The sequence below is a fragment of the Umezawaea tangerina genome (assembly GCF_003002815.1).
GTDB classification, from domain to species: Bacteria; Actinomycetota; Actinomycetes; order Mycobacteriales; family Pseudonocardiaceae; genus Umezawaea; species Umezawaea tangerina.
In genome coordinates, this window is record NZ_PVTF01000001.1 from 230,961 (window position 1) to 244,800 (window position 13,840).

A 13,840-nucleotide genomic window follows, 5' to 3' on the forward strand; every position below is an offset into this window, starting at 1 on the left:
CACCCGGATCGGGTGGGGCGCCGCTTCGCGGGACCGGTCAGCTCGTGGCCGGGTACTTGTCCAGCTGGCGCTTGAGCAGCGCGTCGAACGCCGCCTTCACCGCGGCCTCGTCGGCGCCGTAGGCCTCGACGCGCACCACGAACTCCTTGCTGATGTAGTGCGCGCGGTAGGTCGCGGTCGTGTTGAACGCCGTGATCGGCAGGTGCCGGACGGGCACGTTCTTCGCGCTCGTCGGCAGCAGCTCGAACTGCGCGGACTGGTACAGGTTCTCGACCGCCGTCAGCGTGGCGGCGGGGTTGTTGCTCTTGAACGCCCAGATCCCCTGCGACAGCTTGGCCGCCTCGTCCTGGCCGACCGCGAACCGCACGTCGGTCACGCCGGACTGCTGGAGCAGCTGCGCTTCCTCGAACGTCGGCACCTTCGCGACCAGCGCGTCGGCGATGTCCAGCGTCTTGAACTGGTTCGTCTTGCCCTGCACCTCGACGAACGGCCCGTCCGGCGTCTTGCGCACCGGCGGCGGGGACGGCGGGGTGCTGGAGGTCGGCGGCGGGGTGGAGCTGGTGCTCTGGCCGCCCGCGTTGTTGCTGCTGTTGCCGCGCCCCCACAGGAAGTACGCGCCGACGCCACCGCCCACGAGCAGCAGCACCACCAGGACGATCGCGATGATCTTGCCCTTGCCACCACCGCTGTCGCTGTCGGTGAACACCTCGGGGCCCTGGACGTTCGCCCAGACGTTGCCGTCGGAACCGTCCGACGACCCCCACGGCGGGGCGGACGCGTCCTGCCACGCGGGTGCGGGCGGCTGCTGCGGGAAGATCTGCGCCGGGAAGCCGCCGCTGGGCGTCCCGGTCGGCACGACCTGGGTGCGCTCGCTGTCGTTGGGCTGGACCGGCCGCACGAACTGGGTGCGCTCGGAGTCCGGGTTCCCCGAGGACGGTGGCTGCGCCGGGGTGGTGCCCGGCCGCACGACCTGGGTCTTCTCGGCGTCACCCGGCTGCACGACCTGGGTCGCCTCGGACGGCTCGGTCTGGCCCCACCGGAACGGGGGCGGGAACGGGCCGGGAGGCGGCTGCGGCGGTTGTTGCTGCTGCTGAGGGGCCCCGCCGGGTAGTGCTTGCGCGGCGGTGGCAAGGACTTCATCGCGGCGAAGACGGTAGTCGTCCGCGGAGATCTGCCCTGCTGCCAGCGCTCGATCGAGCTGTTGCAGGTCCTCTTGCCAGGACATCTGGCCCCTTCCACGTAGCGATAGCAGAGGCCATTGTTACCGAGCCCGTCCTGCTACTCACATCGAATGCCCTACATCGCAATCATGTTGGTGTCCGGAGGCGGTCTCAATTGGCGGCCGAGCCGTCAACCAGCCTTGATCACCAGACTGATGCGGTAGAGCTGATCTTCTGATCCCACGAGTACAACGCCATCTTCGACTCCCGGTCGCGCGACGGCGTTCCAGCCCCCGCGTCCGGTGCCGCGAGTGGTGCTCGCCACATCGGCACGGGGCACGTCCACCGCACCACCGCCGACCACCTCGCTGCTCCCGTCGACCACCAGGACGCAGTCGGCGGCCTCCCCGTCGAGCACCGCCCAGCCTGCGATCTTGCTGTTGCCCACCACCGGTCCGGTCTCCACCGCACCGGCCGTCCTGGAGACGCCCGACGGACCGGGCAGCTCCTTGACGCGGCTCATGTCGACCAGCGAGCCGAGCTCGTACCGACCGCACCCCAGCGTGAAGTCGTCCGAGAACGGGTAGGCCTTCATCGAGCGCAGCACCGGCAGGACCTTCGTGCTCCAGTTCATCGAGTCGATGACCGCGCGCGCGTCGACCCGCATGGCCACCGCGAGCATCGGTTGCCGGGGGTAGTTCTCCCGCACCGCCGTCGCCTGCGCGCTGCCCACCGCGTACGTCATCACGGCCACGGTGAGAGCGAGCGGCACGACATGGTGCCGCGCGAGCCTGGGTCCGCGCAACACCAGCAGCACCAGCAAAGCACAGGCGCCCAGCAGCGCCACCATCGCGTAGCGCGGACCGAGCGCCTCGGCGGTGCCCAGCCGCGACCGGCTGAACCCGACCATGATCGCCACCAGCACGACGTGGAACGCGAGCGCGAACCAGCCCGAGTCGTCCACAGTGGACTGAGCGGGTCGGGCACCCTTCTTCGGCAGGGCTTGGAACACGACGAACGCGAACACGGCCGCGGTGAGCGTGCCGGTCGCGAACGCCACGTCCGTGCTGCGCGCCGCCCACACCTGGCCGAGCATCGCGAGTGCCGTGCCGAGCATCGTGTCCACGCCGACGAGCGTCGACGACGGGTAGCCCGGCTGGCGCGACGGCAGCAGCCAGAGCGCCAGCGTGAGCACGCCGAAACCGATCGGCAGCACGAAGCGCCACAGCTCGTCGCGGCGCAGCCACGCCATCATCGCCAGCGAGACCCAGATCGGGAACGCGGCGCCGTGGCCGAAGCAGCCGATCACGCCGAACACGACGGCCACCGCGGTGTTGCCGCGGTGCGCGAACCGCAGCGCCAGCACCGCGGGCACGATGCCGACCAGCCAGTGCACACCGCTCATGCCCATGCCGAAGAACTCGAGCGCGCTGGAGGAGAACAGCAGCGCGGACAGGCACGCGATCACGGCGACGCGGGCGTTCCCGGTCAGCCGGGCGGGGAGCATCGACACCAGGGTCGCGAACAGCACCAGCACCAGCGCGACGCTGAACAGGCCGAGCGCCTGGTTGGCCGCGTCGAAGAGCTTGGCGTCCAACCAGAAGACCGGCCCGACCAGCGCGATCGGGTGTTCGTTGTACAGCTTGAACAACGCGAGCGGCCGCAGGACCCCGTCGTCGCCGGTGACCTTCGCGAGGATCGCCCAGTAGTCGTTGAAGTTCATCTTCGGCGAGCGGATCGCCTCGGCCGTGGCCAGCAGGACCGGGATGGGGACGAGCAGCCAGAGGAGCGCGCGCGGCGCCCGTGGAGCCCGGTCCACCGGACGGAGCACTTCCGTCCGCTGGTCTTCGACCGCCGTCATCAACCGACCCGGACCGTTCCGAGCACCTTCTGCACGAACTCGTTGAACTTCTTCGCCACGTCCTGGTCCGGGATCGTGCTGGGCCCCGCGGTGGCGACGCGGACCGTGACCGGGCCCGAGGTGTAGATGCCGCGGTACATGAACTGGTCGGACACCGCGAGCTTCATCAGCGACACCGACTCCGGCACGTCGATCTGCTCCACAGTGGACATCCCCGCCGCGACCTGGTTGTCCACCAGCGTCGAGGAGAGCTTCTTCGCCGAGTCCGCGTCCTTGGCCACGTACACCGCCACCGCGTACGCCAGACCGCTGTCGGTGCTCGACTTGTCGTAGATCTTGTCGACGCCCGCGGCCTCCAGCGCCTTGACGTCCTTGTCCGACAGGATCTTCGCGTCCTTGGCCTTCGCCAGCGTGTACTCGCCGTTCTTCGCGTTCGCCTTGCCGGGCGGCTCCGGCACCGCGGCCAGGTTCGCGGGCGGACCGGGCGGCGTGGCCGACGACGACGCGGCCGTGCTCGACGCGGCCGTGGTCGTGTCGCCCATGCCGCCGTTGAGGCCGAACCAGAACACGCCGCCGCCGATCACGACGAACGCCAGCACACCGATCAGCACGTACACGGCGACCTTCGGGCTCTTGCCCGAACCCGAGTCGAACACCTCCGGCCCGTGCATCCCCGGCATCCCGCGCGGCGGGCTCTGCTCGCCCCACGGCGGCGGCGTCTGCTGGGGCCCGAACTGCTGCGGTCCGGTGGGAAACCCGACCGGCCGCACCTTCTGCGTCTGCTCGGGGTCGGAGAACTGGTTGGTCCGAATGATCCCGGTCTGCTCCGGGTCGGACGGCTGGCTGGCCTGCCACCGCATGGGTGCAGGTCCTCCGCCGGACGCCGCGGCAAGTAGCTCGTCGCGACGTGACCGATGCTGGTCCGGGGTGATCCGCCCGGCGGCCAGCGCCTCGTCCAGAGCGCTCAGCTCTTCCTGCCAGCCCATCTGAAAACCCTCTCGGCGATCTGTCCGCGACACCGCGCGGACGGGCCCGTGTTGTGGCCGTTCGGAACCAAGTCCATCAAGTGGCCAAGCCGAGTGAGCGTATCTTGATCCGCCCTCCGCACACAGACCAGCCGGTCCAGCAAACCCGCAGGTGAAGCGGGCTACCACCGGACGACTTCGGCAAGGCGCCGCGGACGCCGCGGCCTGGCGCGCAACGGGGCAAGAGCGAGCTCTCCGACGGGGCTTGCGCCAGCGTCGGTCGCCCGGTCGACCTCGGAGCTCGCGTACGGCTGAGCAGTCGGTCGATCGGGTGGACGGCACCCAGGCGCTGGACCACCGGCTTGTCGCAGGACTAGCCGCGACAAGCCGGTGGTGTGTAGTGGTCCGCACGCGCCGATCGGAGAAACCTGTTCCAGGTGAACGGGGGGAATGCCAGGATCTCGCCGTGCTTGTTCCGTGAATTGCGCACCAAGGCTGAATTGTTCGCCATTGCGACCTCCACGCAGTCACCGGTCGCGTTGCTGGCCGAACTCTTCCGCCAAGAACTGTCCGGAACCTCCGCCGCGTATCGTTCCACCGTTGTCCCCCTCCGTTTGGCCGTCACCGTTCCGGATGGGCTTCCCGGTACGACGTGACCAGTGCTGCAACGGTAGGCAGGCACAACCCGGCCATGCGTCAGCCGCGCTCCTCTGCTCCCCGTGGCTGCGGATCGCTCCAAGACAAACGTATGACGCCTTAGACGGCCTTTCTACCGCCGGGAGGGGGAGCGTCGATAGAAGTGACAAGGGTTGCGGTTACTAGTGGTGAGTATGCCGGACTGCGTTGTGCCGATCGGTAGAGCGGTCTAGTCCTTTTGCTGTGACCGCAAATCTGCGGTGGGCGGGTTGTCAGGTCGGTAGTTCGGCGATCAACCGGTCGATGGTGGCGTCGAACTGGTCGCCCGCGATCGACAAACCCTCCAGTGTCACGAAGTACTCGACGTACTGACTGGCGGTCTGGGGCTCGTTCTCGAGGAGGATGTCGCGCGTGGCCTGCTCGATCTGCACCACGTAGTCGGTGTTCTCGTAGTCGTCCGGCAGGAACTCGAGTACCGAGAAGGAGTTCTCCATACCTGGGCGAACGCCGATGCTGAACGGGAGTACGTGGATGTCCACCGACGGGTACCTGCTCACTTCCTTCAGGTGGAGGAGCTGTTCCCGCATTACCGTAGCTCCACCTATTTGCCGCCGAAGCGTCGATTCGTCCAGGACGAAGGAGAACCGGGGCCCGTTCTCCCTGGTGAGCAGATGCTGACGTTGCATTCGCACTTCGACTCTGGACTGGGTGACCTCAGGGTCGGTTTCGTACGAGTCGAACATCGCTTCAGCGTATTCCCTGGTCTGCAGCAGGCCGGGAATGAAGAGGAACTGGAACTGGCGAACCAGGGATGCGGACTCCTGAAATCCCAGGAACTGGATGAAGTCGGGCTTCAAGTGGTTCTTGTACTTGTCCCACCACGAGCTCTTCTTGCTCGACCTGGCCATGTCCAGTAGTTCATTAGTCTTTTTTGCATCAGTTACCTTGTATTGCCCGAGCAATGCCTTCAGGTCGGTGATTCCGATTCCGACGGCGCCGGTCTCAATTCTGATGATTTTCGAGGCTGACCATTCTAGTAAATCTGCCACCTCCTTTTGCGTGAGACCCGCGTGCTCGCGCGCGCGACGGAGTTCGGCCCGAAGCTTGCGCTGCTGCGCTACTGGGTTGAGCTGGTGTGTCATGCCGACCCTCCTGTCGACCGCCAGCTGCCTGTGTGCCACATAGCTACTTGGCACCTGACAGCTATGGACGTAGCAGACAGCGAGCATCTATCGTGCTTACTAACACAACGTAGCGTGTCGGTCCAGCTGCTCCCACTCCGGCCCCTCTCACTCCGGTTCCTCCACTTGATCTTCAGCTCTCCACCTGATCTTCAGATCGTCGGATCCCCCGTGCTTGATCGGAGTTGCTCATGCGCGTCTGGCGAAAGCGCTCTCCGGAGCCGCAGGTGGAGAAGAAAGTCGTCTTGATCGTGGTCCGGACCCTCACCTGCTGCGATCGGGTGCGCGACATCCTCCCCCTGTGCGACTCGGACCGCAGGCTGGAGATCCACTGGGTGGTGGAGCCCGGTTCGGCCTACAGGGACGGGGTCGACGACTACCTCAAGAACTTGGACGTCAGGCTGCTGAGGTGGGCGCAGGCGCGGAGGCGCAGGTTCGACCTGATCCTGGCCGCCCACGTCGACCGGAGGCTGGGAAGGCTGCGCGGTCCGATCTTCGTCTTCCCGCACGGTGCGGGCTTCAACCGAATCCTCCCCAAGCGCACCAAGAGCGTTGTCGAGCCGGTCGGGCTGTCCCGACACGAACACCGCACCTTGCTCGGCAGGCTCGTCGCCTCCGTCGTGGGGCTCTCCCACCCGGATCAGAAAGCGCAACTCGCCAACGCGGTACCCGGAGCGGAGCACCGCAGCCGCGTCATCGGCGACCCGACCTTCGACCGGATCACGGCAAACATGCCGCTGCGGGAGGAGTTCCGCCGCGGCCTTGGTGTGGCCCCCTGGCAGCGACTGGTCGTGGTGACTTCCACCTGGGGGGACCACTGCCTGGTCAAGAGCCCCGGCCTCGTCGACCAGTTGCTGTCGCAGCTCCCCCAGGACGAGTTCAAGGTCGCTCTGGTGCTGCACCCCAACGTCTGGCGGCTTCACGGGGAGGCGACTGTGCGGGCGCACTTCCGCGATGCCCTGGACAGCGGACTGCTGTTGCTCAAGCACGACGACGGATGGCAGGTCGGGATCGTCGCGGGTGACATCTGCATCGGGGACCACGGGAGCGTGGCATTTTACGCCGCTGCGCTCGGACGGCCGTTCCTCAAAGCCGTCGCTGCTCCCGCCGACCTGCTGCGGGAGTCGCCGACCGCGCGGTTCATCGAGGCCGCGACACCGGTCGACCGCGACTCGGACCTACACCAGCAGATCCTCGGAGCCATGTCACGGCACGACCCGGCCGAACTCATCGCCATCACGGCGAAGTCGCTGGGTCTGTCAGGGGACAACGGGGTGACTTTCCAGCGCACGGTGTACGAACTGCTGGACCTCACTCCGCCCGCCCTGCCGCGGGTGCTGCGCTACAAGGCTCCCCAGCCGATCATCGGCGATGAGATGGTCTCGGTGCTGCTCACCCTCGATGTGTCCGCGACGAACGCGAACGCGGGCCGGGTCGACATCCGGCGCTACCCGGTGATCCTCGAACGCCACCACCCTCCTGATGACCGCCGCGACTACGTGTTGCTGGGCAAGGACACCGAGGTCGACACCCGACTGCGGCAGAGCGCCGAGATCGTGGTGTCCGCGGTGCGACTGGGCGAGCAGGAAGCCCTGGGGTGGATGAAGGCAAGACTGGAGTCCACCGGCGTCAAACTCCTGGTAGCGGCCCTTTCCGACACGAGGTGCGTGCTCCGGCTGCGGGACGGTCCGCTCTTCGAGGCGAACACCACGCCCCTCACCGCGAGCGGCACCTCACCGCCGGATCCGTGGATCACAGCGGCGGCGGTCTACGCGTGGTTGGTCGAGGGCGGGACCTTCGACCAACCGGTGGACCTCGTCATCAGGCTGACCGACTCACCGATGCGCGACATCGGGATCTCCGTCACGACGCTCTTTGGAAGCGCTCTCACACCTTAGGTCCCCAGCCCTCCACCCCGGATCCAGCCGCTCACCTCGTGCACGCGTGGATTCCCGGATTCCCGGTACAACTCCAGCAGGCGTTGGGCCGAATCGCGGAACAGACCGACATCCTGACCGCGTCGGGCCACCACCACGAGGACTTCCAACGCCTGCGCTTCCTTGATCGGCTGGCGCCTTTCCCTGGTGGTGGTGATCGCCGAGTCGAGAACCACTCGTGCGTCGGCATCCCGCTTGAGCGCCTCGTAGGCAGAGCCGAGGACGATCTTCGTCCGGGCGACGGCCATCTCGTCGTTCAACGCTTCGGACGTGTCCAAGGCGGCGTCGAGCACTTCCACGGCGTCAGCGGAGTTGCCGCTTCGCACGAGCACCTCGCCCAGGTGGTAGTTCTGCATGGCGATCGCCCGGCTGTCGTCGAGCTCCTCGCTGATCGCCCGCGCTTCCCGGAAGTTGTTCGCGGCTTCGGCGAACCGGCGCTGATCGCGGTGGAGCAGACCGAAGGATTCGAGTACCGCGGCTTGCGCCCGTGAACTTGCGGATTCTTTCGCGGCGGACCATGCCACGTCGAGCTCTTTGTTCGCCTGGGGAAGCTGCCCGAGTTCAAGATGTGCTCGTGCGAGGTGGTTGTGCATGCGCGCGAGTGCGACGGTGTTGTGGCTGCGCGCGGCGGCCAGTGCTCCCAGCTCGTGCGCCTCCAACCAGTCGGTGAAGAGTTTTCGGCCGTGGTAAAAAGCCCACAGCGCTTCGCACAGCTGCCAGGTGACGTCGTCCCAATTGTTCTGCGCCGCCACTCGCACGGCCGCGAGGAGATTCGCCCGTTCCGTTTCGAACCACGCCATTCCGCTGGCCGCCGTGAACGGTGTGCGCCAATTGGTCAAATCGTGTTCTGCAAGTCGCCATCGCGTCGCACCGAGCACTGCGTAGTCGGCGGCCGCCGCTCCGAGCAGGTACCATTTTGTTATCCTGTTCAACGTCGCCGAGCGGTCTTCCTGCGTTTCGCCTTCTTCGGCTTTGCGCTGGGCGTGGAGTCGGACGAGGTCGTGCAGCCGGTAGCGTTCTCCGCCCATCTCTTCGAGGAGGTTCGCCTCACCGAGTTCGACCAGGGCGTCGTCGACTTCGTCGATGGTCATGGCCGCGGCGGCGGAAACCACCTGAGGACCGAAATCGAGCCCTGGGTGGACGCCGAGGACTCGGTAGACCCGTCGTGCCGATTCCGGGAGGTCCTGGAACGCGAGGTCGAAAACCCTGTTCACGCGCTGACCGCCTTCCGGTGAAAGCCTTTCGAGCCGCAGGTTGTCGTCGGACAGGTAGCGGACCAGCCGGGACACCGTCCAGTGGCGGCGTCGCACCAGTCGGGCGCCCGCCACGCGCAGCGCGACCGGAAGTCCCGCGCAAAGACGGATCAATTCGTGAAGGGCTTCGGGATCGGAGTCCACCTGCTCGGGCGGCAGCATCCGCGCGACCAAGGCCGAGCTGTCCAACGGCGTAAGCGGATGCAGCTCCACCATCACAGCGCCGTCCATCACCAGCCCACTAAGTCTGTTTCGGCTGGTCACCAACACCACGCTGCCAGCGGACCCGGGTATCAGCGGACGCACTTCGGCGGCTTGGCCGACGTCGTCGAGCATGATCAGCACGCGGGTCTCGGCGGTTTTCGTGCGGAACAGCGCCGCTCGTTCAGGCAGGTCGATCGGGATGAACTGCTCGTGCACGCCCAGCGCCCGCAAGAATGCGGCCAGCACGTCGCTCACGCCCACTCCGCCGTGGTGCCGGTAGGCGGACAGGTCGGCGTAGAGCTGGCCGCCTTCGAACCGATCGCGGTGCTTGTGGGCCCAATGGACGCCGATGGCCGTCTTGCCCACACCGCTCATCCCGCTGAGCACGAGCACCACAGGGCGCGACTCAGACGTTCGGCCTTCGACTGATCGGGTCAACCTGTGCAGTTCGTGCGTGCGGTTGACGAACTCGTGCGGTGTCGGTGGAAGCTGCTTCGGAACGGACGCGGGTGCGGTGGTAGGCGTTGTCACGGTCACCTCTCCGATGACTTGCGCCTGAATTACGCTACCCGCAACACCGCTCGATACGCCATTGTGGACGGTACTTGACCACGCGGACCTGGCACGACGACGAGCATCGTTTTCCGGTTCGCTCGCGTCCATCCGCTCACCCCCTGGCAAAGCCACCGCTTCGCGGCACCTCTAGCTTCGCCGGAGAGCTGCTCAGCCGCAACGAAACCTACGGCATCCGCACCCCAGTCCTCTGAGATGCACAGATGGCCTGCGACGGCCACTCCATCGGCGCCCCACCGATGACTGAGCGTGAGGCGTATCGACGTGATCGGATCGATGCCCAACGGTGACCATTATGTCGCAGATCAATCACGGCACGTGTGTTTATCGGTCAAGTTCGACAAATGTTACACAAAGTAAATTCGAGAAATTTTCACCCCAATAGTGGTGCAAAGAACATGGTTAGCGTGTTTATGACCCATGGTCAATCCGCTGGACCCTCTTGGATCACCAGTTGAGATCCGCTAGGTTGCCCCGTGTCGTCCGGAGCCGGGGTCCGTCCCGGTCGGGTGCGCGGGTGTCGGGGGATGGGCGCGCGTTCGGGACCGGTTGGGCTGGGGAGATCATGGTCGCCTTTTCGGCGCGCGGGTCGGTTGTGCTCGCGCTGGTCGTGGTGCTCGGTGGTGGGGCGTCCGCCGCCGCCGTGGGGCAGGAGCCCGGTGGGCGGGCTGACCTGGCGGTGAGCGCGGTCGTCGAGGACAAGCAGTTCGACGTCGGGGCAGAGGTGCCGGTGACGGTGACCATCAAGAACGTCGGCACGGCGGACGCGACGGTGGTCAAGGCCTCGATCGCGTCGAAGTCGGGGTCCGGGTTCGTGGTGGACGCGGCGCAGTGGGGTGACCTCGGCTCGGGCGGGACGATCGCGTCCGGTACCAGTCGGACGGTGAAGCTGACCGGGGTCACGCAGAAGTGGCAGAACGACAACCCGGTGGTGCGGGTGGCCGTCCAGTCAGCCGACGACGCCGAGCCCGCCAACGACTTCGCGGACTTCACGGTCCGCTACCTGCCGACCGGCACCAAGAGCGAGGTCGGCGGGTACGTGTTCGGCGACCGCAACGGCAACGGCGTGCCCGACTCGGGCGAGGGTTTCGCCGGGGTGCGGGTGCGGCTGGGGTCGAAGGAGCTGAACAGCGACGCGCTGACCGACGAGAAGGGGCACTTCACGTTCGGCGAGCGGCCGGCCCAGGAGTACTCGCTGACCGTGACCGGCGTGCCCGAGGGCTGGCTGTTCACGGGGTCGCGCACCATCGTGGTCGACGGGACGCCGGCGAGCGCGGACGTGCGGTTCGCGGCGGTGCGGCCGTTGCGCGAGTCGCTCACGGCGAAGGCGGAGTTCACCAAGGCCGAGTACGCGCCGGGCGCGAAGGCGACCGTGCGGGTCGCGCTGGCCAACACCGGCGCGAACGCGCTGACCGGGATCACCGCGGCCTGCACCGGCGAAGGGCCGCAGCTGGCGGTCGCGTCGTGGGGCGAGCTGGGCACCGGCGCCGCGATCGGCGCTGGCGAGACCAGGACGTTCGAGGTCGACGGGACCGTGCCCACCACCGCGTTGGAGCTCGGCTCGGTCGGCCTGTCGTGCGACTTCGGCGCCGACCGCGCGTTCCCCGGCAGCCTGCCCACGGCGTCGGCCACCGCGAAGGTCGCGAACCCGCAGTCGAGCACGCCGCCCGCGTCGAGCACCACGCCGACGTCGAGCAGCACCACCGCACCGACCAGCACGACGGACTCGAGCACGCCGCCGCCCGTCGCGGACACGCCGGACGGTCCGCTGGCGAGCACCGGTGCGAGCGTCCTGGGCATCTCGGTCCTCGGCCTGCTGGCGCTGGTCGCCGGTGCCGTCGCCGTGCTGTTCGCCCGCAGGCGCAAGTCCGCCTAGACGGTCACCGGGTGGTCCGCCCGCGGGCGGACCACCCGTGCGGATGAGTAGCGGTACTCAAGACAAAGGCCCTGGTGGCGCGGGAAAATGGGCCATGGCAACCACCAAGAAGGGCACGCCGAACACGACGGCGTTCTACGTGCAAGCCGTGATCTCGTTCGCCGTCTCGCTCGGGGCCGTCGGCCTCGGTCTGGTCTACCTGCCCGTCGACGGGTGGGTGCGCGCGTTCCTGGCGCTCGGCCTGCTGTTCACGGTCACGTCGGCGTTCACGCTGGCCAAGTGCATCCGCGACCGCCAGGAGGAGGGGTACCTCGTCAACCGGGTCGACCAGGCCCGGTTGGAGAAGCTCCTGGCCCAGCACGACCCGTTCAAGGTGGACGCGGTCTGACGCGTCAGTTCTTCTTGGTCATCAGGGTCGGGCCGAGGATGCGGCGCGCGATGCGCCGGGCCGTGCTGCGCGGCTTCGCGGGCGCCTGAGCGGGCTTCGGGGCTTGCGCGGCGGGAGCCTGCGGGGCCTGGGTCTGCGGAGCTTGGGGTTGCTGAGCCGGCGCCTGTGGAGCCTGGGGTTGCGGTGCGACAGGTGCCTGCGGTGCGACGGGGGCCGCTTGGACCTGGGGTGCCACCGGGATGTGCGGCGGCGAGGGCTGGACCTGCAACGACGGGGGCAGCGGAGGCGCCGGGGGCATCTGCGGAGGCCCGGACTGGACCGGCGGTGACGCGGGGAACGGCTGGTAGTCCTCTGGCATCGGGACCGCGGGCTGGAACAGCGATCCGGGCGCCGACGGCGGGTACGCGGCCGGGGCCGGTGCCGGTGTGACTGGTTGGAACTTCACCGTCGCGTCGCTGTGGAACTTGACCGTCGGATCGTTCCTGGGCGTGAACTGCTGGTGCTCCTGGCTCAACGTCACCCCTCGGATTCTGCCGGCTGCAACGCGTGGACTTCCAGGGGGAAGAGACCTGGACGACACGCGGACGGCATCGGGTGGGTACGGCTCGACCGGGTCGGCCGAGCCGGTCCACATCGTTGTCCGGATCAGACGAGCGTCGCGTCGAGCGTGATCGTCGTGCCCGCGAGCGCCTGGCTGACCGGGCAGTTCTTCTTCGCGCCCTCAGCGGCCTCGGCGAAGGCGGCGGCGTCCAGGCCGGGCACGGAGGCGTGCACGGTCAGGTGGATGCCGGTGATGCCGGTGCCGGGCTGGAAGGTCACCTCGGCCGAGGTGTCGACCGAGGTCGGCGGGGTGCCCGCCTGGGCGAGGCCGTGCGACAGCGCCATCGAGTAGCACGACGAGTGCGCCGCGGCGATCAGCTCTTCCGGGCTGGTCTTGCCGTTGGCGGCCTCGGCGCGGGAGGGCCAGCTGACGTCGTAGGTGCCGACGCCGGAGGACTCGAGCGTCACAGCGCCCTTGCCCTCCAACAGGTTGCCTTCCCAGTGCGTGGTCGCCTTGCGCGTGGTGGCCATCTGAAAGCTCCGTCTCGAAGAGGGTTCCTCAGTACGGACCAAACCTAACCGCGATGGCTTCCGCGCGGCGGTTGAGGGGGGGCTCGCCCCGACCATGATGGTGACCACGCGGGGGGTTGAGGGGGCTTGCCCCCTCACCGGGGTCTGGGGGTTGGCCCCCCAGTGTGATTCGAAAGCAAGAAGGCGAGTGCTCATTGCGAGCACTCGCCTTCATTGCTGCAGAGCGGACGACGAGATTCGAACTCGCGACCCTCACCTTGGCAAGGTGATGCGCTACCAGCTGCGCCACGTCCGCACCGGTGTTCTTTGGTGCGAGGTAACTATAACCCAGGTTCAAACCGCGTTTCGACCGGGGGTCCCGTCACCCTCGAACAGCGCGTCCACCTCGGCCAACCGCTCCGTCGACCACCGCCACTCCCACAGCGGGCGCACCTTCGCGACGACCTCGGGCGTCAGCCGGTGCGCCACGTCGTCGCGCAGCTCCCAGTCGTCGAACACGTGCTCGTAGAAGCTCACCATGATCGCGTTGGAGAGGAACTGCTCCGGCTGCTGGAAGCACCACAGCGCGAACCCGTAGACGCGGCGCAGGGTCTCCTCGTCGCCCGCGCGGTGCGCTTCGAGGGCGAGGTGCCACAGTTCGCCGAAGTACACGTGGCACGACCACGACTCGCGGTCGACGACGGCGCTCAGCTCGGGGACAAGAGCTGCAGCTTTCGATCGCCAGTCGGCCACACG

The 13,840-nt window shown here is 67.6% G+C and carries 12 protein-coding genes and 1 tRNA gene; 3 read left to right on the forward strand and 10 right to left on the reverse strand.

All coding sequences use genetic code 11. The features are described from left to right. Positions 1-37 precede the first annotated feature (37 nt). From CLV43_RS01055 to CLV43_RS01075, 5 genes are all read right to left on the reverse strand, one after another. Positions 38-1,225, reverse strand: coding sequence for a hypothetical protein (locus CLV43_RS01055; protein WP_146174601.1), 1,188 nt, complete (start codon positions 1,223-1,225; stop codon positions 38-40). A 125-nt stretch (positions 1,226-1,350) separates the two neighbouring features. Next, positions 1,351-3,021, reverse strand: coding sequence for a hypothetical protein (locus tag CLV43_RS01060; protein WP_106185054.1), 1,671 nt, complete (start codon positions 3,019-3,021; stop codon positions 1,351-1,353). Continuing rightward, the gene (locus CLV43_RS01065; RefSeq protein ID WP_146174602.1) at positions 3,021-4,007 is read right to left on the reverse strand and encodes a DUF1707 domain-containing protein; all 987 of its coding nucleotides are present in this window, start codon (positions 4,005-4,007) and stop codon (positions 3,021-3,023) included. The genes CLV43_RS01060 and CLV43_RS01065 overlap by 1 nt, the downstream gene beginning before the upstream one ends. 352 nt (positions 4,008-4,359) lie before the next feature. Continuing rightward, positions 4,360-4,668, reverse strand: coding sequence for a DUF397 domain-containing protein (locus tag CLV43_RS50405; RefSeq protein WP_425445709.1), 309 nt, complete (start codon positions 4,666-4,668; stop codon positions 4,360-4,362). A 226-nt stretch (positions 4,669-4,894) separates the two neighbouring features. Then, positions 4,895-5,764 carry a helix-turn-helix domain-containing protein gene (locus CLV43_RS01075; protein ID WP_170155657.1) on the reverse strand — a complete coding sequence of 290 codons (870 nt, stop codon included), beginning with the start codon at positions 5,762-5,764 and terminating at the stop codon, positions 4,895-4,897. Between the two features lie 266 nt (positions 5,765-6,030). Here CLV43_RS01075 and CLV43_RS01080 point away from each other — a divergent pair, with 266 nt between their 5' ends. Then, positions 6,031-7,701 (forward strand): hypothetical protein, encoded by a 1,671-nt coding sequence (locus tag CLV43_RS01080; RefSeq protein WP_106185058.1) that lies wholly within the window; start codon positions 6,031-6,033, stop codon positions 7,699-7,701. Here CLV43_RS01080 and CLV43_RS01085 read toward each other — a convergent pair. Further along, on the reverse strand, positions 7,698-9,593 hold the full coding sequence (locus tag CLV43_RS01085) for a tetratricopeptide repeat protein (protein ID WP_170155658.1): 1,896 nt from the start codon (positions 9,591-9,593) through the stop codon (positions 7,698-7,700). The two genes, CLV43_RS01080 and CLV43_RS01085, sit on opposite strands and share 4 nt — an antisense overlap. Before the next feature lie 742 nt (positions 9,594-10,335). Between CLV43_RS01085 and CLV43_RS01090 the strand changes: the two genes are divergently transcribed. Further along, positions 10,336-11,646: an SdrD B-like domain-containing protein gene (locus tag CLV43_RS01090; RefSeq protein WP_146174603.1), complete on the forward strand. Its 1,311-nt coding sequence runs from the start codon at positions 10,336-10,338 to the stop codon at positions 11,644-11,646. 94 nt (positions 11,647-11,740) lie between these two features. Further along, complete coding sequence (locus CLV43_RS01095) at positions 11,741-12,034, forward strand: YiaA/YiaB family inner membrane protein (RefSeq protein WP_106185061.1); 294 nt, start codon at positions 11,741-11,743, stop codon at positions 12,032-12,034. Positions 12,035-12,038: 4 nt separating this feature from the next. On the opposite strand, the gene CLV43_RS01100 is transcribed toward CLV43_RS01095, so the two are convergent. The 4 genes from CLV43_RS01100 to CLV43_RS01115 form a co-directional block, all read right to left on the reverse strand. Further along, positions 12,039-12,554 (reverse strand): hypothetical protein, encoded by a 516-nt coding sequence (locus CLV43_RS01100; protein WP_106185062.1) that lies wholly within the window; start codon positions 12,552-12,554, stop codon positions 12,039-12,041. A 125-nt stretch (positions 12,555-12,679) separates the two neighbouring features. Beyond that, the gene (locus CLV43_RS01105; protein ID WP_106185063.1) at positions 12,680-13,105 is read right to left on the reverse strand and encodes an OsmC family protein; all 426 of its coding nucleotides are present in this window, start codon (positions 13,103-13,105) and stop codon (positions 12,680-12,682) included. Positions 13,106-13,327: 222 nt separating this feature from the next. Next, positions 13,328-13,400: transfer RNA gene (locus CLV43_RS01110), tRNA-Gly, on the reverse strand. 38 nt (positions 13,401-13,438) lie between these two features. Next, entirely contained in the window at positions 13,439-13,837 is a 399-nt protein-coding gene (locus CLV43_RS01115) for a DUF7674 family protein (protein WP_106185064.1), read from the reverse strand. Positions 13,838-13,840: the final 3 nt, after the last annotated feature.